This window comes from Pseudacidovorax sp. DMC4, assembly GCF_056314265.1.
In genome coordinates this window covers 267,945-288,505 of record NZ_JBQUYR010000001.1, presented here as the reverse complement: position 1 = coordinate 288,505, position 20,561 = coordinate 267,945, and the positions used below count along the sequence as shown (strand labels likewise).

Annotated in this window: 16 protein-coding genes and 1 pseudogene; 13 read left to right on the top strand and 4 right to left on the bottom strand. The window is 68.7% G+C overall.

Annotated features, from left to right (window positions below):
- Positions 1-120 precede the first annotated feature (120 nt).
- The 3 genes from ACT54X_RS01270 (at position 121) to ACT54X_RS01260 (ending at position 3,689) form a co-directional block, all read left to right on the top strand.
- Positions 121-789, top strand: a complete 669-nt coding sequence (locus tag ACT54X_RS01270) for an OmpA family protein (protein ID WP_476344576.1) — start codon at positions 121-123, stop codon at positions 787-789.
- The gene (locus ACT54X_RS01265) at positions 789-1,427 is read left to right on the top strand and encodes a DUF2894 domain-containing protein (protein ID WP_476344575.1); all 639 of its coding nucleotides are present in this window, start codon (positions 789-791) and stop codon (positions 1,425-1,427) included. The genes ACT54X_RS01270 and ACT54X_RS01265 overlap by 1 nt, the downstream gene beginning before the upstream one ends.
- A gap of 153 nt (positions 1,428-1,580) precedes the next feature.
- A complete protein-coding gene (locus tag ACT54X_RS01260; protein ID WP_476344574.1) occupies positions 1,581-3,689 on the top strand; it encodes an ATP-binding protein in 2,109 nt (702 codons plus the stop codon).
- Here the strand turns inward: ACT54X_RS01260 and ACT54X_RS01255 are convergent.
- The gene (locus ACT54X_RS01255) at positions 3,661-4,941 is read right to left on the bottom strand and encodes an alpha-hydroxy acid oxidase (RefSeq protein WP_476344573.1); all 1,281 of its coding nucleotides are present in this window, start codon (positions 4,939-4,941) and stop codon (positions 3,661-3,663) included. The two genes, ACT54X_RS01260 and ACT54X_RS01255, sit on opposite strands and share 29 nt — an antisense overlap.
- Positions 4,942-5,068: 127 nt before the next feature.
- Between ACT54X_RS01255 and ACT54X_RS01250 the strand changes: the two genes are divergently transcribed.
- The gene (locus tag ACT54X_RS01250) at positions 5,069-5,968 is read left to right on the top strand and encodes a LysR family transcriptional regulator (RefSeq protein ID WP_476344572.1); all 900 of its coding nucleotides are present in this window, start codon (positions 5,069-5,071) and stop codon (positions 5,966-5,968) included.
- Between the two features lie 5 nt (positions 5,969-5,973).
- Here the strand turns inward: ACT54X_RS01250 and ACT54X_RS01245 are convergent, their stop codons facing one another.
- Positions 5,974-6,285, bottom strand: coding sequence for an ArsR/SmtB family transcription factor (locus ACT54X_RS01245; protein ID WP_294373749.1), 312 nt, complete (start codon positions 6,283-6,285; stop codon positions 5,974-5,976).
- A 118-nt stretch (positions 6,286-6,403) separates the two neighbouring features.
- Here ACT54X_RS01245 and ACT54X_RS01240 point away from each other — a divergent pair, with 118 nt between their 5' ends.
- The 3 genes from ACT54X_RS01240 (at position 6,404) to ACT54X_RS01230 (ending at position 7,944) form a co-directional block, all read left to right on the top strand.
- On the top strand, positions 6,404-6,751 hold the full coding sequence (locus tag ACT54X_RS01240) for a carboxymuconolactone decarboxylase family protein (protein ID WP_476344570.1): 348 nt from the start codon (positions 6,404-6,406) through the stop codon (positions 6,749-6,751).
- Between the two features lie 41 nt (positions 6,752-6,792).
- Positions 6,793-6,990 (top strand): YgaP family membrane protein, encoded by a 198-nt coding sequence (locus ACT54X_RS01235; RefSeq protein ID WP_017760462.1) that lies wholly within the window; start codon positions 6,793-6,795, stop codon positions 6,988-6,990.
- 99 nt (positions 6,991-7,089) lie between these two features.
- Entirely contained in the window at positions 7,090-7,944 is an 855-nt protein-coding gene (locus tag ACT54X_RS01230; protein WP_294373736.1) for an alpha/beta hydrolase, read from the top strand.
- A gap of 935 nt (positions 7,945-8,879) precedes the next feature.
- Here the strand turns inward: ACT54X_RS01230 and ACT54X_RS01225 are convergent.
- Positions 8,880-11,123 (bottom strand): TonB-dependent siderophore receptor, encoded by a 2,244-nt coding sequence (locus ACT54X_RS01225; protein WP_294366394.1) that lies wholly within the window; start codon positions 11,121-11,123, stop codon positions 8,880-8,882.
- A gap of 194 nt (positions 11,124-11,317) precedes the next feature.
- On the opposite strand from ACT54X_RS01225, the gene ACT54X_RS01220 reads away from it, so the two are divergent.
- Positions 11,318-12,331 (top strand): LLM class flavin-dependent oxidoreductase, encoded by a 1,014-nt coding sequence (locus ACT54X_RS01220; protein ID WP_476344568.1) that lies wholly within the window; start codon positions 11,318-11,320, stop codon positions 12,329-12,331.
- A gap of 51 nt (positions 12,332-12,382) precedes the next feature.
- Here the strand turns inward: ACT54X_RS01220 and ACT54X_RS01215 are convergent, their stop codons facing one another.
- Positions 12,383-13,291, bottom strand: a complete 909-nt coding sequence (locus ACT54X_RS01215) for a hypothetical protein (RefSeq protein WP_294366391.1) — start codon at positions 13,289-13,291, stop codon at positions 12,383-12,385.
- 291 nt (positions 13,292-13,582) lie between these two features.
- On the opposite strand from ACT54X_RS01215, the pseudogene ACT54X_RS01210 reads away from it, so the two are divergent.
- The 5 genes and pseudogenes from ACT54X_RS01210 to ACT54X_RS01190 all read left to right on the top strand — a co-directional run.
- Positions 13,583-13,699, top strand: a pseudogene (locus ACT54X_RS01210) (helix-turn-helix domain-containing protein); the annotation flags it as partial.
- Between the two features lie 168 nt (positions 13,700-13,867).
- Positions 13,868-15,418, top strand: a complete 1,551-nt coding sequence (locus ACT54X_RS01205; protein WP_476345086.1) for a type I restriction-modification system subunit M — start codon at positions 13,868-13,870, stop codon at positions 15,416-15,418.
- A gap of 3 nt (positions 15,419-15,421) precedes the next feature.
- Positions 15,422-16,663, top strand: coding sequence for a restriction endonuclease subunit S (locus tag ACT54X_RS01200; RefSeq protein WP_476344567.1), 1,242 nt, complete (start codon positions 15,422-15,424; stop codon positions 16,661-16,663).
- A gap of 24 nt (positions 16,664-16,687) precedes the next feature.
- The gene (gene dinD, locus ACT54X_RS01195; protein WP_476344565.1) at positions 16,688-17,539 is read left to right on the top strand and encodes a DNA damage-inducible protein D; all 852 of its coding nucleotides are present in this window, start codon (positions 16,688-16,690) and stop codon (positions 17,537-17,539) included.
- A gap of 25 nt (positions 17,540-17,564) precedes the next feature.
- The gene (locus ACT54X_RS01190; RefSeq protein WP_476344564.1) at positions 17,565-20,507 is read left to right on the top strand and encodes a type I restriction endonuclease subunit R; all 2,943 of its coding nucleotides are present in this window, start codon (positions 17,565-17,567) and stop codon (positions 20,505-20,507) included.
- Positions 20,508-20,561: the final 54 nt, after the last annotated feature.

The following is a 20,561-nucleotide window of genomic DNA, read 5'->3' as shown; positions in this document are numbered from 1 at the left end:
CGAGGCGCCGCAGGCCCCCACCCCAGCCCTCCCCCAGGGGGGGAGGGAGCAAGGCGCATCCGGCGCCCCAGCCCTCCCCAAGGGGGGGAAGGAGCAAGGCGCATCCGGCGGAGCCGCACCATGGCAGCCCTGAACGACGACCTCGTCGACGGCGGCGCCGAGCCGGCGGTGCCGGTCTGGGCCGTCTTCGGCGACCTGATGGCCGGCGTGCTGGGCGCCTTCGCGCTCATCCTCGTCGCGGCGCTGGGCATGCAGATGGAGCTGGCCGATCGCCTCAAGGCCGAGGTGCAGCAGCGCGAGCAGGCCGCCCGCCGGCTGCAGACGCTGGAGCAGGCCCTGGCCGGCCCGCTGGCCGCCGGCCGCGTGACGCTGGCGGACGGCCGCATCGGCATCAGCGGCAGCGTGCTCTTCGCCTTCGCCTCGGACGAGCTGCAGCCCGAGGGCCGCCAGCTGCTCAAGACCCTGGCCGGGCCGCTGGGCCGCTACCTGCGCGAGCGCGGCGAGATTCTGATGGTCAGCGGCTTCACCGATGACCGGCAGGTGCGCGGCGACAGTCGCCGCTTCGCCGACAACTGGGAGCTGTCCGCCCAGCGGGCGCTGACCGTGACCCGCGCGCTGATCGATGAGGGCATTCCGGCCGATGCCGTGTTCGCCGCGGCCTTCGGTTCGCAGCAGGCCGTCGCCTCCAATGCCGACGCCGACGGCCGCGCCCGCAACCGCCGCGTGGAGATGGCGCCCATGCCGCGGCCCGCCCGCACCGAGGCCGGCAAGGCCGCGGCCAAGCCCTGATGAGTGCGATGACCGCACTGCAGGCGCGCCTCGCCGCCTGGCGCGATGCCGGGGCGGACCGGGCCGATCCCGCCGCATTCCTCGCGATGGAAGCGCTGGCGCGGCGCACCGTCGGGCAGCCGCAGCGGATCCAGCACCTACTCATGCCCCGGTTGGAGGCAGCCCTCGATCGCTATGCCGCCGGCCTGGCTGCGCGGCCGGGTCAGGCCAGCGAAGCGCCGGCGACGGCGACGCGCGGCGCCCTCGGCCAGCTGGCCGATGCCCTGGCGCAGCGTGGCCGCAGCGCCCCCGAGGATGGGCCACCGCTGCTGGCGACGGCCGAGGGGCAATCCCGGCCGCCGGAGCTCAAGGCGCTGCGGCGCTTCCGCGGCACCTGGTCGCGCCTGTCGGCCCAGCAGCGGCTGCGCGAGGCCACCGCGCAGGTGCCGGCGCAGGCGGGGCCGCTCAACTCGCACCACCTGGTCCACCGGGCGCTGGCGCTGATGCAGCAGCTGTCGCCGGGCTACCTGGAGCATTTCGTCGGCCACGTGGATGCGTTGCTGTCCATCGAGCAGCTGCAGTCGCCGCCCCCGCCGCCGCCCGTCAAGGGCGAGTTGCGCGCCGCGACGCCGCGCCGCAAGTCGGCGCGGGGCCGTTGAACGCCTGCAGGTCGGCGCCGCTTGCCGCGCGGGATGACGGAAAAGCAGGGCGATTCGCAGGCTTCGATTCACAGTTCGCGACAATGTCGGCCGTCGCCCCGGCGGCCACCACCCGCCGTCTTGCCGACGGGCCCTGACCAGATCACAGCGCAGATGAATTCCCCCCTTCCTGTCGACGGCGGCGCCATGGGCGCGGCGGTGCGGGCCCATGACTGGGCCGCGACGCCGCTCGGGCCCGCGGAGCAATGGCCGGGCGCGCTGCGCAACGCGCTGGGGCTCATGCTCAATTCGCCCGAGAGCATGTACCTGGTCTGGGGCGATGCGCTGACCTTCTTCTTCAACGACGCCTACCGGCCGATCCTGGGGCCGCGGCTGGATGGCGCGCTGGGCCAGTCGCTGCCCGTGCTGTGGTCCGACGCCTGGGAGGCCGTGCGTGGCCCGCTGGAGCAGGCGCTGGCCGGCCAGGCCAGCCGCTTCGTCGATGTGCCGATCACCATGGCGCGCTATGGCCGCGAGGAGCAGACCTGGTGGTCGTACTCGTACTCGCCCATCTACGACGGCGACTTGGTGCGCGGCGTGTTCTGCTTCACCACCGAGACCACGGCCCGTGTGCTGGCCCAGCAGCAACTGGCGGCCGAGGCCGAGCAGCAGCGACGCATCCTCGACGAGCTGCCCGGCTTCGTCTGGACGGCCGACCGGGCCGGGCTGGTGCGCTACGTCAGCCCGCGCTGGACGGCCTTCAGCGGCCAGCCGCGCGAGCGCTTCCTGGACGAAGGCTGGGGCGACTTCGTGCATCCGGACGACCTGCCGGCGCTGGCCGGCGCCTGGCAGCGCGCGGTGAAGGCCCGCATGCCCTACGAGGCGGAGTTCCGCATGCGCAGCCGCCGCGAGGGCTACCGCTGGTGGCTGTCACGCGCGCACCCCGTGGCGGGAGAGGCCGACAGCGCCATGGCCTGGGTGGGCATCTGCACCGAGATGGACGCCATCATCGACGCGCGCGAGATGCTGAGCCGCTCCCGCGACGCCCTGCAGGACGCCGTGAGCGAACGCACCCGCGAGCTGGAGGCCGCCGAGGAGGCGCTGCACCAGGCCCGCAAGATGGAAGCCATCGGCCAGCTCACCGGCGGCCTGGCCCACGACTTCAACAACATGCTGGCGGCCGTCTCCGGCGCGCTGGAGCTGATGGACATTCGGCTGCGGCAGAACCAGCCCGAGCACCTGGCCCGCTACATCCGCACGGCGCAGGACGCCACGCGCCGCGCAGCCGCGCTCACGCACCGGCTGCTGGCCTTCTCGCGCCGGCAGACGCTGGCGCCGCGGCCCACGCAGGTGGACGAGCTGGCGGCCGGCATGGTCGAGCTCATCCAGCGCACTGTGGGCCCGCAGGTGCACATCGTCACGCATGCCGAGCCGGCCCCCTGGCCGGCGCTGGTCGATCCGTCTCAACTGGAGAACGCGCTGCTCAACCTGTGCATCAATGCCCGCGACGCCATGCCCGATGGCGGGCAGGTGCTGATCGAGACGCTCAATGTCCACATGGCCGGCGCCGCCGCCCGCGCCCACGACCTGCCCGAGGGCGACTACCTGCTGTTGCGCGTGACCGACAACGGCGTGGGCATGCCGGCGAACGTGCTGGGCAAGGCCTTCGATCCCTTCTTCACCACCAAGCCGCTGGGACAGGGCACGGGGCTGGGGCTGTCGATGATCTACGGCTTCGCGCGCCAGTCCGGCGGGCAGGTGCGCATCGCATCCGAGGTGGGGCAGGGCACGGTGGTGTCGATCCACCTGCCCCGCGCGCTCGAGGGCGCGGTACCCGCGGCATCGAACGGCATGCAGGCCGAGCCCGACATGGCGGCGCAGGCCGACTGGCCCGTGCTGGTGGTGGAGGACGAGGAGGCCGTGCGCCAGATCGTCGCCGAGACGCTGCGCGACCTGGGCTGCCGGGTGCTGGAGGCCGCCGACTCGTTGGCCGGCATGGCGATGCTGCGCGATTCGCCCGAGGTGCGCCTGCTGATCACCGACGTGGGCCTGCCGGGTGGCATGAACGGGCGGCAACTGGCCGACGCGGCGCGCAGCCTGCGACCGGCGTTGCCGGTGCTCTTCATCACTGGCTATGCGGAAAACGCGCTGCTCAGGGACGGCCAGCTGGAGCCGGGCATGGCGGTACTGACCAAGCCCTTTTCGGTGCACCAGCTCACCAGCGAGCTGCGGCGCCTGCAGCAGGCCTGGCCCATCACACCGGCAGCGGACCCCGCGGCATGAGGAAGTCGCGCGAGAGCTGACCCGGCCGCGTCACGCCGAGCATGGCGAGGTTGCGGTCCACTTCGGCCGACAGCAGCTGAATGGCATGGGCCACGCCCGCCTCGCCCGCCACCGCCGCCGCGAAGTTGAAGGGTCGGCCCACCCACACGAAGCGCGCGCCCAGCGCCAGGGCCTTGAGCACGTCGCTGCCGCGGCGGATGCCGCCGTCCATCATCACCGCCATATCGCCGGCCACGTCCATTACGGCCGGCAGGGTGCGCAGTGCCGAGACGGCCCCGTCGAGCTGCCGCCCGCCGTGGTTGGAGAGCACGATGCCGTCGGCGCCATGCTGGCGGGCCAGCGCGGCGTCCTGGGGCGACACCAGCCCCTTGACCACCAGCGGTCCGCGCCAGCGGCGGCGGATGCGGGCGATGTGCGACCAGTCGAAATGGTCGCGCTTGGAGAAGTCGCGCTCCACGTTGCGGGAGATGACCGGCGCGCCGCGCTCGGCGAAGGAGTTCTCGAAGTGCGGCATGCCGTCGGCCAGCGTGCGCAGCAGCGTGCCCAGCGTCCAGCGCGGGTGGGTGAACCCGTCCCAGGCCAGGCGCAGGCTGGGGCGTAGTGGGGTCGAGAAACCGGCACGGATGTTGTTCTCGCGGTTGCCGGCCACGGGCACGTCGGCGGTGATCACCAGCGTCTCGAAGCCGGCGCGCTCCACGCGGTCGAGCAGGGCGTCGATGCGCTCGGGCTGGCCCGGCAGGTAGGCCTGGAACCAGCTGCCGGGGCCGGCTGCGATGACCTTCTCCATCGGCGTGAGCGAGCTGCCGCTCAGTACGTAGGGGATGCCGGCGCGTGCGGCGGCGCTCGCCATGAACTCGTCGCCGCGGTAGGCCGAGAGCGCGGCGATGCCCATCGGCGCGATGCCGAAGGGCGCGGCGTAGCGGCGGCCGAAGAGCTCCGTGCCCAGGTCGCGCTGCGACACGTTGGCCAGCACGCGCGGCACGAAGCCCCAGTCGGCGAAGGCGCGGCGGTTGTCGTCCAGGCTGCTGTTGGTCTCGGCGGCGCCGGCCACGTAGCCATAGATGGCGCGCGGCAGGCGACGCGCGGCCAGGCGCTGGAAGTCGTCGAGGGCCAGCACCTCGGCCAGCGGGCCGCGCGCGGCGCCGCCGCTGAAGGCGCGCCAGGGGTCGTGGGCCGGCGCCGGGGCGGTGGCGGGCGGTGGGGCGAGGGCGGCGTCGGCGGCGTCGGCGGCGGGTGTCGAGGGCTGGGTCATGGGCAGAGGGTGAAGCTGTCGGCCTGCGCCGGATCGGCGGGCGGGCGACGAGGTGGGACTTTAGGCAGTCCTGCGAGTGAGTGAAAGCGAATAATCCGGCGCAGTCCATTCCACGGAAATCGAACAAGTGACGCTCAAGCAACTGGAAGCCTTCTACTGGGCCGCGACCTGCGCCAGCTTTGCGCTGGCGGCCGAGCGGCTGCACCTGAGCGTGTCGTCGCTCTCCAAGCGGCTGGCCGAATTGGAGTCGGCCCTGGGCGCGCCGCTGTTCGACCGCGCGGGCCATCGCGCCCGGCTCACCGAGGCCGGCCAGCGCCTGCTGCCGCTGGCGGCCGACCTGCTGCAGCGTGCCGAGCAGGCCCGGATGGCCGTGGGGCCCGGCGCGGCGCTGGGCGGTACCGCGCACCTGGGCACGGGCGAACTCGCGTCCATGACCTGGCTGGCGCGCGCCGTGGCTTGGCTGCGCGCGCGTCATCCGGCGCTGGAGCTGCGCATCGAGGTGGACATCGGCGCGCACTTGGCGCGGCGTGTCGCGCAGGCCGAGCTGGACGCCGCCGTGATCTCGGGCGCCGCCTCGCGGCCGACCTTGAGCGCCGTGCCTCTCGGGCAGGCGGCCTTCGTCTGGTGCGCCTCGGCCGCGCTGGCGGCCGGCGTCGAACGGCTGGATGCCGAGTCCTGGTCGCGCCACACGCTGGTCGCGCTGCCGCGCGGCTCGGGCGTCACGCAGTTGCAGGACGGCTGGATGGCCCGCGCCGGTGCCCGGCCGCGCGCGGTGCTGAGTTGCAGCCAATGGGGCGCGGTCGCCAGCCTGCTGGCGGCGGGGCAGGGCATCGGCATGCTGCCGCGCGGGCTGGCCGACGGACTGGTGCAGCGCGGCGTGCTCTGCCGCCTGGCCGCCACGGAGCCGCTGGCGACGCTGGACTACGGCTTCCACTTCCGCCACGACGATCCGCGGCCCCTGGTGGCGGCGCTGCGGGAGGCCTGCCTGGAGACGGCGGACTTCGACGTGCCCGGGCCCTTCTTCTGAGAATCTCAGGGGCAGAACAGCTCGGCCAGCAGGTCGATCATGCGGCCGGCCCTGGGATCGTCGATGCGGTAGTACACCGTCTGGCCCTCGCGCCGGCTGGCGACCAGGCCGTCCTCGCGCAGGCGGGCCAGGTGCTGCGACAGCGCCGACTGGCCGAGGCCCACCTCCGCCTGCAGCGCGCCCACCGACAGCTCGCCGTGCTTGCCCAGCAGGCACAGCACCAGCAGACGGGATTCGTTGCCCAGCGCACGCAGGAAGGCGGCGGCCTGCTGGGCGCCTTCCTGGAGCAGGGCGTGCTCGGGGTTGATGTGGGTCATGGATGGTGCAAACGCGCTGGCCGGCGTTGGTTGAATATTAGGTCTTCCTAATATGATGGCCTTGTGCTGGGTCGAGTGTCGCGGCTTCGTGGCCGGCCCTGCCGAGCAGGAATCCGCCATGACCGACTACCGACAGATCACCCACGACATCTCCGCGCAACTCGTGCCCTTGCAGCAGACCGTGCCCGGCGTGATGAAGGGCTTCGCCGACATGGGCAAGGCCGCCATGGCCGAGGGCGCGCTCAGTGCCAAGACCAAGGAGCTGATCGCGCTGGCCGCGGGCGTCGCGGCCCACTGCGAGGGCTGCATCGGCTTCCACACCAAGGCGCTGGCCCGGCTGGGCGCGACCGAGGCCGAGGTGCACGAGGCGCTGGGCGTGGCCATCTACATGGGCGGCGGGCCGTCCGCGATGTGCGCCGCCAGTGCCGTGGAAGCCTTCCGCCAGTTCTCTGCGGCGTCCGCCTGAGTGGCGGCGCCCTTGTCCATCTCACTCATCGAGGAGCACTCATGACCCCCAATGTCGGAACCCTGGACCGCGTGCTGCGGATCGTGGCAGGCCTCGTGCTCATCGGCCTGGCGCTGGCTGGCGTGATCGGTGCCTGGGGCTGGATCGGCCTGGTGCCGCTGGCCACGGGGCTGCTGCGCTTCTGCCCGGCCTACACGCTGCTCGGCCTGCGCACCTGTCCGGCCAATTCGTCGCGCTGAGGGCGGCCGGCGCGCGCTCGGCGCGCTGACGCCGGCGCGTCCGGCCCGGCCGGGGTCGCTTCCTAGAATGGTTCGTTGCCCTCATCCAGGAGACGTTCCATGACAGAAGACAGCATCGAGTTCAACTCGCGCGACGGCATCCGCATCCAGGCCTGGCGCTGGTCGCCCGAGGGTGCGCCGCGCGGCATCGTCCAGGTCCAGCATGGGCTGGGCGAGCACGGCGGGCGCTACCGCCGCTTCGGCGAGGCGCTGGCCACCGCGGGCTACCTGGTCTATGCGCCCGATGGCCGCGGATCGGGCCGCACGGCGCAGGGCCGATATGGCCATTGGGGCCGCGACGGCTGGCCGGGCTGGGTGGACGACCTGCTGCAACTCAACCACCGCATCCGCCAGGACCATCCCGGCCTGCCGCTGGCGCTCATCGGCCACAGCATGGGCTCCTTCGCCACGCAGCAGTTCCTGCTCGACCATTCGCGGGACGTGGAGGCGGCGGTCCTGCTGGGCTCGACCGAAGTCTCCGGCATCGTGGCCATGATGACCGCGCCGGGGCCCGTGGACCTGAGTTCGCTGAACCAGGGCTTCGAGCACCGCACCGGCTTCGAATGGCTGAGCCGCGATGCGGCCGAGGTGGACCGCTACTGCGCCGACCCGGCCTGTGGCTTCGTTCCGGAGCCCTTCACCGGCATCGAGACGCTGGCCCGCGCCGCGGACCCGGCGGTGCTGGCCGGTATCCGGTCCGATCTGCCGATCCTGATCCTCTCGGGCGATGCCGATCCCATCGCGGGCGGCGGGGCGGCCCTTGAAGTGGTGGCGCAGCGCTACCGCGATGCGGGTGTCAAGGATGTGGAGCTGACGCTGTATCCGCAGGCCCGGCACGAGTTGCTGAACGAGACGAACCGCGACGAGGTGACGGCGCGGATCGTGGGCTTTCTGGATCGGACGATCGGGGGGTAGGGTGGGTTGAAGGCCCTGGAGCCCAGGTTTCTTCAGGTCTTGGGCCTTTTTGGCGTTTGGGGCCTTGCTTGTCGCTGGGGTGCGCGCCGTCGCCGGGCCCAGGGCGCGCGGGCTCATACGGGGTCGGTCGGCCCTGTGGGCCGACTCCGCTGCGGTGCTCGGATGAACGGGCCGCGGCAGAACTCGCTACGCGCTTCGCGCTGCGCTCAAACAACTGCCGCGAGTCAGTTCACGAAGCAGGCCTGTCCTTCGGCAGGCCTGCAGCCCGTCCATCCTGCGCGCCTCGCCGACCCCGAAATCGCCCTCGCGCCCTGGGCCCGGCGCCGGCGCGTGGAGGCGGGCGTTGGGCATCCAAGAGGCCGGAGTTGCGCGGAAATCAACCACGGTGGCGCACCGGCCCCCATCCCTGCCTTCCCCAGCGGGGGACGGAGTCCGGCCAGGGCGGCAAGATAAGCAGTGAGCGGTGAGCGGTGAGCAGTGAGCAGTAAGCGGTGAGCGGTGAGGGGCGCAGGACGTGATGCCAGCCGATCAACCGCAACGCAGGCCCTGGTGCCGGTGAGGGCGTGGCGGCGCGCCTGTGGGGTGCCGAGCAGCGCAGGGCGGACGGGCTGCGGGCCTGCCGAAGGACAGGCCCGCTTCGTGATCTGACTCGCGGCAGTTGTTTGAGCGCAGCGCGAAGCGCGTAGCGAGTTCTGCCGCGGCCCGTCTGTCCGAGCACCGGAGGGGAGTCGGCGCGCAGCGCCGACCGCCCCACTTGAAGCGCCGACACGCCCTCACCGGCGCCAGGGCCGGACCATCGACCGCGACTACCGACTACCGACTACCGACTACCGACTGCGGACCGCAAACCGCAAACCACTATCACCGCCACCGGACGCAGCAGCAAAACACCCCAGGCCCAAGCAACCGTCAGCTCAACCCACAGCAACCAGCCCTCAGAACTTCGCCCGCAAGGTCAGCATGATGTTGCGCGGATCCGCGTAATTGGCGTAGTCCAGGTTGGCCCAGTACTTCTTGTTCGTCGCGTTGTTGATGTTCAGCGTCGCGCTCAGCCGCTCGTTGAACTTCCACGTCGCTCGCAGGTTCAGCACCGCCACCGGCGGATCGGTCACCGTCACCGTGCCCAGGATCGGATGCGGAATGTTGAAGCCCTCGATCTTGGTCTGCCACTGCAGCCCGCCGCCCACCGACAGCGGCGACAGCGGGCCGCTCAGCTGATAGTCCGTCGACAACTGCAGCAGATATTCCGGGAAATTGGCGTAGATCAGGTCGCTCGCATTGCGCTCCACCTTCGTGCGCGTCAGGCCCGCACTCACACGCCAGCGCGGTGTCACGAAGCCGGCCAGTTCGGCCTCGAAGCCGTACGAGCGCGTGCCGTCCACCGCCCGGTAGGCCGAGCTGTTATCGGGCAGCGTGCCGGCCGGCACGCTGGAGTCGCGCACACCGAAGTTGTCCTGCTTGGTCTCGTAGATCGCGAAGTTGCCCGTGAGGCGACCGTCCAGCAGGTTGCCCTTGATGCCGATCTCCGCATTGCTGCCCGTCACCGGCGCCAGCGGGTTGTTGTTGGCGTCGCGGTAGTTCTGCGGGTTGAAGATGCGGCCGTAGCTGGCATAGATCGATGCATCCGGCGTGACGTCGTACATCAGGCCCACGAAGGGCGTGCTCTTGCGCTCCACCTTCTGCACGCCGGTAGTGCTCACGTACTGACCCGCCGTGTTGAAGCTGCTGGTCGCACGCTCCCAGTTGGTCAGGCGCACGCCGGTCATGAGCGACAGCGCATCGGTCAGCCGCCAGCGGCCCGACGCATACAGGCCGGTCTGGTCGGTGGTCTGCTCGTTCCAGGCGCCCGTCTTGCGGTAGTAGGGCTGCGGCGCGTAGCCGTTCCAGGCGTAGATGTTGGGGATGTCGTAGCGCCAGCTGGACAGCGAGGTGTAGCTATCGGCGCGCGTCACCGTGTGGTAGTCGGCAATGCCCAGCACCACGTCGTGCGTGCGGCCGCCGATGTGCAGCTTGCCCGACAGGTAGGTGTCGATGGCGTTCTGCGTCTCGGTGCCGCCGCCCACGGACCCGTACAGCGTGATGCCGGCACCGGTCAGGCGGTTGATGAAGGGCGCCGACAAGGTGGTGCGTCCGTAACCATAGGTCCGCAGGCTGAAGGTCTCGCCCTCGGTGCGGGCAATGCTCGCGCGCAGGCTCCAGTCGTCGTTGAACTGGTGCTCCAGGTTGGCATACAGCGTCTCCGATTCGCGGCTCCAGCGCGTCCACGAGGGCGAGAAGCTGGTGGAGACCGGCAGGTCGATCTTGCCGCCGTCCGTGGCAAAGCGCGGGATCGTTCCCCAGATGGGCGCCTTGGGGTCGTTCTTCTGCCGCTGGTAGCCGATGGAGGCCACGGTGCTGCTGCCCAGGTCGGCCTCCACCACGGCCAGCATGGCGTTCTTGTCCTCCGAGTAGCGGTCGCGGAAGGAGTCCCTCTTCTGCGGCGCGATGACGAAGCGGCTGCGCACGCTGCCGTCGGCATTGAGGGGCACGTTCAGGTCCAGCTCGGCGCGCTTGAAGTCCCACGAGCCGGCCGACAACGACACCGAGCCGGAGAACTGCCGCTGCGGCCGCTTGCGCGTCAGGCTCACCGTGGCCGAGGGCGTGCCCACGCCGGTCAGGATGCCATTGGCGCCGCGCACGACATCGATGCGCTCGTACAGCGCGGTGTCGAACTCCTGGTTGGTCGTGCTGCTGTAGCTGGGCAGGCCATCGATCTGGAAGTCGGTGATCTGGAAGCCGCGCGCAAAGTACAGCGGGCGCTGCGTGTCGTAGAAGCTCACGGCCACGCCGTTCACGTTGCGCAGCACGGCGTCGATGCTGGTGAGCGACTGGCGCTCGATCTGCTCGCGGGTGACGCTGGTGACGGACTGCGGCGTCTCGCGGGCCGTGAGCGGCAGGCGGGTGGTGGCACTTTCGCGCGCACCCTGCACCGTGACCGCATCGAGCGACTTCTGGAGCGACCGCCGCGCGGCAGGCGCCTCGGGGGCTTCGGCGGCCGGTTCCGCGGTCTCCGCGGTCGTCTGCGACCAGGCGGGCAACGCACCCAGCGCGAACGCGGCCAGGGCCAGCGGACGCAGGGGGAGGCGCGGGGAGGAGAAAGAAGAAGGGACGGCCGAACGCGACCGGCGGCAAGCAGGCATGCAATGCTCCTGGGGCAGGAATGAAAGGGCTGGCTGGCAGCGCTTTCCCCACAGGGACGCACAGCTTGCTATGGCGAAAAACGGCAGATTGTAAGAAGCCGTGCCAAGCCCCCACGGCGGGGTCGGTGCGTCGGCCTCCGGCGCGCAAGGGCCCACGCCGGCAGGATCAATCCGATCGGTTCATGATCGGCGCCATGTCCGATTCGCAGCAGTTGCCCCTGTCCATCCTCGACCTGTCCCCGATCCGCGACGACGGCGATGCGGGACAGTCTTTCCGCCACTCGCTCTCGCTCGCCCAGCATGGCGAGGCGCTGGGCTTTCGCCGCTACTGGCTGGCCGAGCACCATGGCATGCCGGGCATCGCCAGCGCGGCCACCTCCACCCTGCTGGCCTACATCGGCGCCGGCACCCGGTCGATCCGCATCGGTGCCGGCGGCGTGATGCTGCCCAACCATTCACCGCTGGTCATCGCCGAGCAGTTCGGCACGCTGGAGTCGCTGTACCCCGGCCGCATCGACCTGGGCCTGGGCCGCGCACCGGGCTCGGACCAGCGCACCTCGCGCGCGCTGCGGCGCGACTTGGCCAGCGATGCCGACCAGTTTCCGCAGGACGTGCTGGAGCTGATGGATTTCATGAGCCCCGAGCCGCGCCAGCCCGTGCTGGCCGTGCCGGGACGCGGGCTGCAGGTGCCCGTGTGGATCCTGGGCAGCAGCACCTTCGGTGCGCAACTGGCGGCGCACCTGGGCCTGCCCTATGCCTTCGCCTCGCACTTCGCGCCGCAGCAGCTGATGCCGGCGTTGCGCATCTACCGCGAGACCTTCAAGCCCTCCGCCCAGCTGGCCAAACCCTACGCCATGGCCGGCTTCAACATCTTCGCGGCGGACGATGAAGCCCAGGCGCACCTGCTGGCCAGCTCGTGGCAGCAGTCCTTCGTCAACCTGCGCAGCGGCCGGCCGGGACGGCTGCCGCCGCCGGTCGCGGGCTACCGCGAGCGCATCGGCCCGTCCGAGAACATGCTGCTCGACAGCGTGCTCTCATGCGCCGCCATCGGCACCAAGGAGACGGTGCGCGCCGGCCTGCAGGACTTCATGGACCGCACCGGCGTGCAGGAAGTGATCGTCGCCAGCGGCATCTACGACCATGCCGCACGGCTGCGCTCGTACGAGATCGCGGCCGAGGCCGCGCGCGAGCTGCGCCTGCCCGCCTGAGGCAGGCCGGCGAAAGGCGGCGGCGCCTTGTGGAGCCGCCGCCGCGCCCGATCAGAAGCGGGCCTTGACCGCCGCGACCGGGCCCTGGAACTTGATGCGCAGCCCCTGGAGGCCGGGGTCGTCGCGCTTCAGGTCCACGTCGGTGACGGCATAAGCCAGCGACACGCCCACATTGCGCCACGGGAACCATTCCGCACCCAGCTGCGCGTTGTAGATGCTGCCGTGCACGCCGCTGCTGCCGCCCTTGCGGATGCCCGAGGCATCGAAGAACAGGCGCAGGTCGGGCGAGATGGCATGCCGCACGCCCACTTCCAGCATGGGCGCCACGGCGTCGTCGCTGTCCTGGCGGCTGTAGTTGCCGCTGGTGCCGTAGAAGCCCAGGCTGGGCAGATTGGCGCTGGCTGCGGCGAAGGCATTGGTCTCCAGCTTGACCTTGTAGTAGCCGATGCCGGCGCCGATGCCGAACACCGTGTTGCCCGAGCCGAACCAGTAGCGGTAGCCCAGGCGGGCCACGTCCAGGTCGAAGTTCAGGTTCAGGCCGGCCGTGCCGGTGACGCCGAAGGGGCCACTTGTGTAGCCCGCGGTGCCGGCGTTGGCGTAGTTCTGGCTGTAGCGGAAGGCCTCGAAGGAGATGCCGTGGTTGTCGCCGAGCAGGATCTCGCCGGCGATGCGCGGCAGCGCCTTGCGGTCGGCGGTCACGTCGCCGGTATTGAAGGAAGCGAAGGAATTGCCCACGGTCGCGCTGACCTTGGGCTCGGCATAGAAGGCGCCGACCGACAGGCTGATGCGGTCCAGCGCGGGCGAGACGGTCGGGCGCAGGGCCGGATCGGTGGCCATCGCGGTCTGCTGTTGGGCCAGGGCGGACAGTGGCAGCAGCACGGAGCCGGCCGCCAGGGCCAGGGGCACGCCGGCGCGGCGCAGCGGACGGGGCGAGGAAGTGGAGGGCGAGAAGCGGGGCATGGTGCCGGTTCCTTCGACGGAATGAATGATGTGCGCAGAGGTGCGTGAAGCGGACGGACCGGCGGCCGGTGGTTCTCCAGGTGCCAGCAGAACCAGGCGGCATGCCGACCATCCAGTGGCAGCAGCCTATCGATGGGAAGGCCGCACCCAAGCGGAAGGCGTCGCCCGCGGATGTAGGACGGTGGCGGCGTCCAGAGCTCGCGAGGTCGACGCTGCCCGTCAGCGTCTTCCCGGCCGTCTACGGCTTCACGTGGCTTGACGGAGCGGACAAATATTGCAAACATCGCAAAAATGACATTTCAAATCGGCGAACTTCCGGCACTCTTGAGGGCCATCCGTGCCTCCCTCAACCTCACGCAAGAACAGCTGGGCCAGCGTCTGGGCGTTTCCTTCGCCACAGTCAACCGATGGGAAGGAGGAGGATCGCAGCCGCAGAGAGCGGCCGCTGCGGCCATTGAGGCGCTCGCGGCCGAGGCAGGCCTGTCGGCACACCAAATCAGCCCTGAGACAGCCGCCGTCGAGGTCAGCCGTCGCCGCAAGACGAGCCTGCACGTCGCGACCACCACCACCAAGCCGATGGAGCAGATGCTCTGGGATGCCGCGTGCTCGATTCGCGGCGAAAAGGACGCAGCCAAGTTCAAGGACTACCTGCTGCCGCTGGTCTTCCTCAAGCGTCTGTCCGATGTGTTCGATGACGAAGTCGAACGCCTGGCCGAGGACTACGGCGACAGGAGAACCGCCCTGCAGATCGCCGAAGCCGACCATTCGCTGCTGCGCTTCTACCTGCCGCCGGAGGCACGATGGGGCGTGATCAGCGGTCGCGAGCCCTTCGCATGGCCCGCGGACGACCGGGGGCGCAGCACGGCGCCCAAGGATGCTGGCGAGCACCTCACCCGCGCGCTGCGCGGCGTGGTCAAGCACAACCCCAGCCTGTCCGGCGTGATCGATGTGGTGGACTTCGCCGCCGAGCGCAACGGCGAGCGGGACATCAACCCCGCCAAGCTGCGCGAGGTGATCGAGACCTTCTCGGACCCGCGCTACCGCCTGGGCTTGGCCGACGTGCAGCCCGACTTCCTGGGTCGGGCCTACGAGTACCTGCTGCGCAAGTTCGCCGAAGGTTCCGGGCAGAGTGCGGGCGAATTCTTCACGCCCACCGAAGCCGGCTTCCTGATGGCGCACATCCTGCGCCCGCGGCCGGGCGAGACCTGCCACGACTTCGCCTGCGGCTCTGGCGGCCTGCTCATCAAGCTGCAGCTCGTCTCGCGCGAGCTTGACCCGATCGCCAAGGTGCCGCTCAAGCTCTACGGCCAGGAACTGGAAGGCGCCAGCTATGCCGTGGCCCACATGAACGCCACGATCCACGACATGGACATCACGCTGGCCCGCGGCAACAGCATGCTGAACCCCAAGTTCCGCACGCCGGACGGGCGCATCCAGGCCTTCGACATCGTGATCGCCAACCCGATGTGGAACCAGCCCTTCGACGCGGACAGCACCTTCGCCCACGACCCGTACGACCGCTTCCGCACCACCGGCGGCATCACCAGCGGCAAGGGCGACTGGGCCTGGCTGCAGCACACGCTGGCCTGCCTGAACGACCACGGTCGCGCGGCCGTGGTGCTGGACACCGGCGCGGTGACGCGCGGCAGCGGTTCCAAGAACGAAGACAAGGAGCGCAACATCCGCAAGTGGTTCGTGGAGCAGGACCTGATCGACGGCGTGATCCTGCTGCCCGACAACCTGTTCTACAACACCACGGCGGCCGGCATCATCGTGGTGCTGAACAAGCGCAAGCCCGCGGCGCGGCAAGGCCGCATCGTGCTGCTGAATGCGAGCAAGCGCTTCAGGAAGGGCCGGCCGAAGAACTACCTGCCCGAGGATGCGATACGTCCGCTGGCGGCGATGTACCTGAAGGGCGAGGCTGTCGAGGGTGAGTTGGCGGTCATCACGCAGGCGCAGGCGGCGGAGGCGGACTACAACTTGAGTCCGAGCCGGTGGGTCAACTGCAACGAACAAGACAAAGATGCAGACCTTGGCGCCCTGATCCGCGAGTTCAATAGGCTCTGCCAGGACGAAGCGAAGCTTGATGCCAAGCTCGCCAAGTTGCTCCAGACCATTGGTGAGTGAGCAATGCCGACGATTCGATCAATCACTCAACGCACCAGAACGTGGAACCCCAGCCAACAGGCGCGCCAAGAGATTCGGTATGTCGATGTGTCTGCTGTCTCCCGAGAGAAGCTTCAAATCGGTGCCGCCGAGGTCATTCATGCTGCGACGGCACCGAGCAGAGCAAGAAAGCTCATTGAAGCCGACGACACGATCATTGCGACCATACGTCCAGGCTTGAAAAGGATCGCCAAGGTTCCGCCGGTACTTCACGGAGAAGTGGCGTCTACCGCTTTTTGTGTACTCAGGCCCGACAGGACTATCGTTGACCCCGACTACCTGTTCTATGCGGTTGCGAGCGATGACTTCATCGCCGCACTGGCGCTTCATGAGACGGGCGCCAGCTATCCAGCGATCCGTGACCAGGACGTTCTAGACAGCGAAATCCCACTGCCAAGTCTGGACGTACAGCGCCGAATCACGATCCTTCTGAATGCGGTTCGCGCTTCGCTTTTGCAGCAGTTTGACCTGATCACCGCAGCCGAGCGACTTAAGGCAGCATGCACGGAAGTAGTGTTCTCGCGCGGACTGCACGGGGAGACCAAGGAGGAAACGGATATTGGCTCCGTTCCACTGAGTTGGGAGGTGGTGCCCCTCGGTAGTCTGGGCCGAGTGGGAAATGGCTCTACTCCGAAGAGAACTGTTAGCGCGTATTGGGACGGCGGGCACTATCCCTGGCTGACGAGCGCTAAGGTGTACGACCGCGACGTCATTCGTGGTGACGAGTTCGTTACGGACACTGCGCTTCGGGAATGCCATCTTCCCAAGGTCCAGCCTGGCGCGCTGCTGATGGCGATCACTGGTCAAGGCAAGACACTGGGACATTGTGCTGTTCTCCGCACGGAGGCCACGGTCAGTCAGCACGTGGCATATGTGCAGACCGACACCACCCGCGCGAATCCTGCCTTTCTGCGTGGCTACCTGGAAACGCAATACGACTATCTGCGCCAAGTCGGCGCAGGTGGCGGCAGCACCAAAGGTGCGCTGACCTGCGCGTTCCTGCGCAGCTTGCCAGTTCCCTTGCCGCCGTTAGCGGAGCAGAACGAGATCGCGGAAATCCTCGACGCCATCGACGCCAAGATCGCTCTGCATCAAAAGAAGCGAGCCGTGCTCGAAGAGCTGTTCAAGGCACTTCTGCACAAGCTGATGACCGGCGAGATCGACGTCAACGATCTGGACCTCAGCGCACTGCAACCCACCGCCTGAATCAACGCAAACCAGGGAGAAAAGATGAAGAAGGAACTGATCACCAAGCTGCACAAGAGCTTCGAGGACTGCGCCCACCAGAAGGACGGCGTGGAGTACTGGCTGGCGCGCGAGCTGCAGGCGCTGCTGGGCTACAAGGAGTGGCGCAACTTCAGCCAGGTCATCGACAAGGCCAAGGTCGCCTGCCAGAACGCCGGTCAACCGGTGGCCGATCATTTTGTTGACGTCAACAAAATGATCGAGCTCGGCAAGACGGCAGAGCGCGAGGTAGAAGACATCGCCCTCACCCGCTACGCCTGCTACCTGATCGCCCAGAACGGCGACCCGCGCAAGGACGCCATCGCCTTCGCGATGACCTACTTCGCGGTGCAGACGCGCAAGCAGGAGCTGATCGAAACCCGCATCGCCGAGTGGGAGCGGCTGCAGGCCCGCGAAAAGCTGACGCTGTCGCAGAAGGAACTGTCTGGCGTGCTCTACGAGCGCGGCATCGACAGCCAGGGCTTCGGCCGCATCTTGAGCAAGGGCGACGCCGCCCTGTTCGGCGGCCTGAGCACGCAGAACATGAAGGGGCGGCTGGCGGTGCCGGAGGGGCGGCCGCTGGCGGACTTCCTGCCCACGATCACGATCAAGGCCAAGGACTTCGCCAACGAGATCACCAACACGCAGGTGAAGCAGCGCGACCTGCGCGGTGAGACCAGCATCACCCATGAGCACGTCAAGAACAACCGCGACGTGCGCAAGCTGCTGACCGACCGGGACATCGTGCCCGAGGAACTGCCGGCCGCGGAGGACGTGAAGAAGCTGGAGCGCCGGCTGAAGTCCGAGGCCAAAAAGCTGCCGAAGCAGGCCTCCAGGCTGGCCGGCCCCGAGAAATAGCACCTTGCCCTGAAAGCCCATCCCCATGAGTGAACTCAAGATCGGCGAAGCCGGCAGCGTCCAGTTCCCGATGGTCGACCATGCGGTCGAAGTCGGCTGGACGCCGTTGAAACCGGCGGATGCGCTGTACCGGCGCGGCGGCGAAGCAGGCGGCTTCCTGCGCGGCGAGCTGACGCACAAGCTCCGGGCGTTCAACCCATGGCTCAATGACGAAGGCGTGCGCGGCGTGATCGACGCCCTGGAGGCGCTGCCGCCCACCATCGAAGGCAACCGCCAGCTCCTGGCCTGGCTGCGGGGCGAGCAGGGCTGGTACGACGAGGCCGAAAAGCGCCATCGGCGCGTCACGCTGATCGACTTCGGCGTGCCCGCTGCCAACGACTTCCACGTGACCTGGGAATGGAAGATCAAGCCGCCCGCGCGCAAGGGCAACCGGGCCGACGTGATGTTCCTCGTCAACGGCGTGCCGATGTGCATCGTCGAGCACAAGAACCCCAAGGACGGCGACGCCATCGAGCGCGGCATCAAGCAGCTGCGCCGCTACGAGCTGGAGACACCCGAGCTGCTGGCCAGCACCCAGCTCTTCAACGTGACGCACCTGCTGGACTACTGGTACGGCGTCACCTGGAACGTCACCCGCCGCGACATGGCGCGGTGGAAGCAGATGCCTGAAGAGACCTACCGCTTCGCGGTGCAGTCCTTCTTCGAGCCCACCGACTTCCTGCGCACGCTGCAGCACTGGATCCTGTTCTACGTGCAGGACGGCGAAACGCGCAAGTCGGTGCTGCGGCAGCACCAGCAGCGCGCCATCCAGGCGGTGCTGGACCGCTGCGCCGACCCGAGCAAGACGCGCGGCCTGATCTGGCACACCCAGGGCTCGGGCAAGACGTTCACGCTGCTGACGGCCGCCCGGCGCATCCTGGAGGACAAGGCCCGGTTCCAGAATGCCACCGTCATCCTGGTGGTGGACCGCACGGAACTCGAAGGTCAGCTCAAGGGCTGGGTGGAGCGTCTGCTGGGCGAGATGCAGAAGCAGGACATCGCCACCAGGCGGGCCAACTCCAAGGCCGAGCTCCAGTCGTTGCTGGACGGCGACTTCCGCGGCCTGATCGTCTCGATGATCCACAAGTTCGAGGGCATCGCCAAGGCCAGCTGCACCCGCGACAACGTGTACGTGTTCATCGACGAGGCGCACCGCTCGGTGGCCAAGGACCTGGGCACCTACCTGATGGCGGCCTTGCCCAATGCCACCATCCTCGGCTTCACCGGCACGCCCATCGCCAACAACGCGCAGGGCGAAGGCACGTTCAAGATCTTCGGCGCGCAGGACGACCTGGGCTATCTGGACAAGTACTCGATCAAGGAGTCCATCGAGGACGAGACCACGCTGCCGATCAAGCATGTGATGGCACCTTCCGAGATGACCGTTCCCGCGGAACAGCTGGACAAGGAGTTCTTCGAGCTGGCCGACGCCGAGGGCATCACCGACATCGACGAGCTGAACAAGGTGCTGGACCGCTCGGTCGGCCTGCGCACCTTCCTGTGCGCCGACGAGCGCATCGAGAACGTGGCGGCATTCGTGGCCCGGCACTTCCAGGACAACGTGATGCCGCTGGGCTACAAGGCCTTCGTCGTCGCGGTCAACCGCGAGGCCTGCGCCAAGTACAAGCGCGCCCTGGACAAGCTGCTGCCGCCCGAGTGGACCGTGCCGGTCTACACCGACAACGCGGCGGACATCGTGGACCGGCCGCTGGTGGCCCAGCTGCAGATCAGCCCTGAGCGCGAAGAGGATGTGCGCCTGCTGTTCAAGAAGCCCGACCGCGAGCCCAAGATCCTGATCGTCACCGACAAGCTGCTGACCGGCTACGACGCGCCGCCGCTGTACTGCCTGTACCTGGACAAGCCCATGCGCGACCATGTGCTGCTGCAGAGCATTGCACGGGTCAACCGGCCCTATGTGGATGCCCAGGGCGTCAGCAAGAAGGTTGGCCTGGTGGTGGACTTCGTGGGGGTGCTGCGCGAGCTGAGGAAGGCACTGAAGTTCGACTCTGCCGATGTGAGCGGGGTCATCGAAGACCTGGACGTGCTGCTGGCCGACTTCCTGCAGAAGATCGTTCAGGTCAAGGCAGACTACCTGGGCGATGTGGGCGACGGCAGGGCCGACGAGCAGTTGGAGCGGGTGGTCTACGGGCGCTTCCTGGACGCCGCGGTGCGCAAGGCCTTCTTCGAGCGCTACAAGGAAATCGAGGCCCTGTGGGAAATCCTGTCGCCTTCGCCCGAGCTGCGCGACCACATCGCCATCTACAAGCAACTTTCGGTGCTGTATGCCGCCGTGCGTAACGCCTATGCGGAAAAGGTGGGCTTCATCGCGGATCTGGCCTACAAGACCCGCCGGCTGATCGAGGAGAACGCCACCCAGCAGGGCCTGGGCCGGCTGACCAAGAGCATCACCTTCGACACCAAGACGCTGCAGTCGCTGCGGGACGACTCGGGCACCGACGAAGGCAAGGTGTTCAACCTGGTCCGGGGTCTGCAGAAGGAGATCGACGAGGACGCCAGCGCCGCGCCTGTTCTGCAGCCGTTGAAGGACCGGGCCGAGCGCATCCTCAAGGACATGGAACAGCGCCGGACCACCGGCCTGGCGGCCATCGACCAGCTTGCAGCCCTGGCTGCGGAAAAAGAGGAAGCGATGAAAGCGACGGCAGCGAGCGGCCTGTCCAGCCGTGCCTTCGGCGTCTACTGGACGCTGCGCGACGACCCGGATCTGAAGGCAGCCCACATCGACCCCATGACGCTGGCGCGGGAAGTGGAAGTCCAGTGGGACAAGTTTCCGAATGCCGCCGTCAACTCGGACGAAAGACGGCGCCTGCGCGGTGCGCTGTACCAGCCCTTGCTGAAGCTGACCACGGCAGCCATGACGCGCGTCGTCGACACGGTCGTCGCCACCTTGCTCAAGGATTCGGAACGATGAGGGAGGGCTCGGGTGATCGGGCGCGGCGTGCTGCGGGGCGCCGCAGAGGATCTG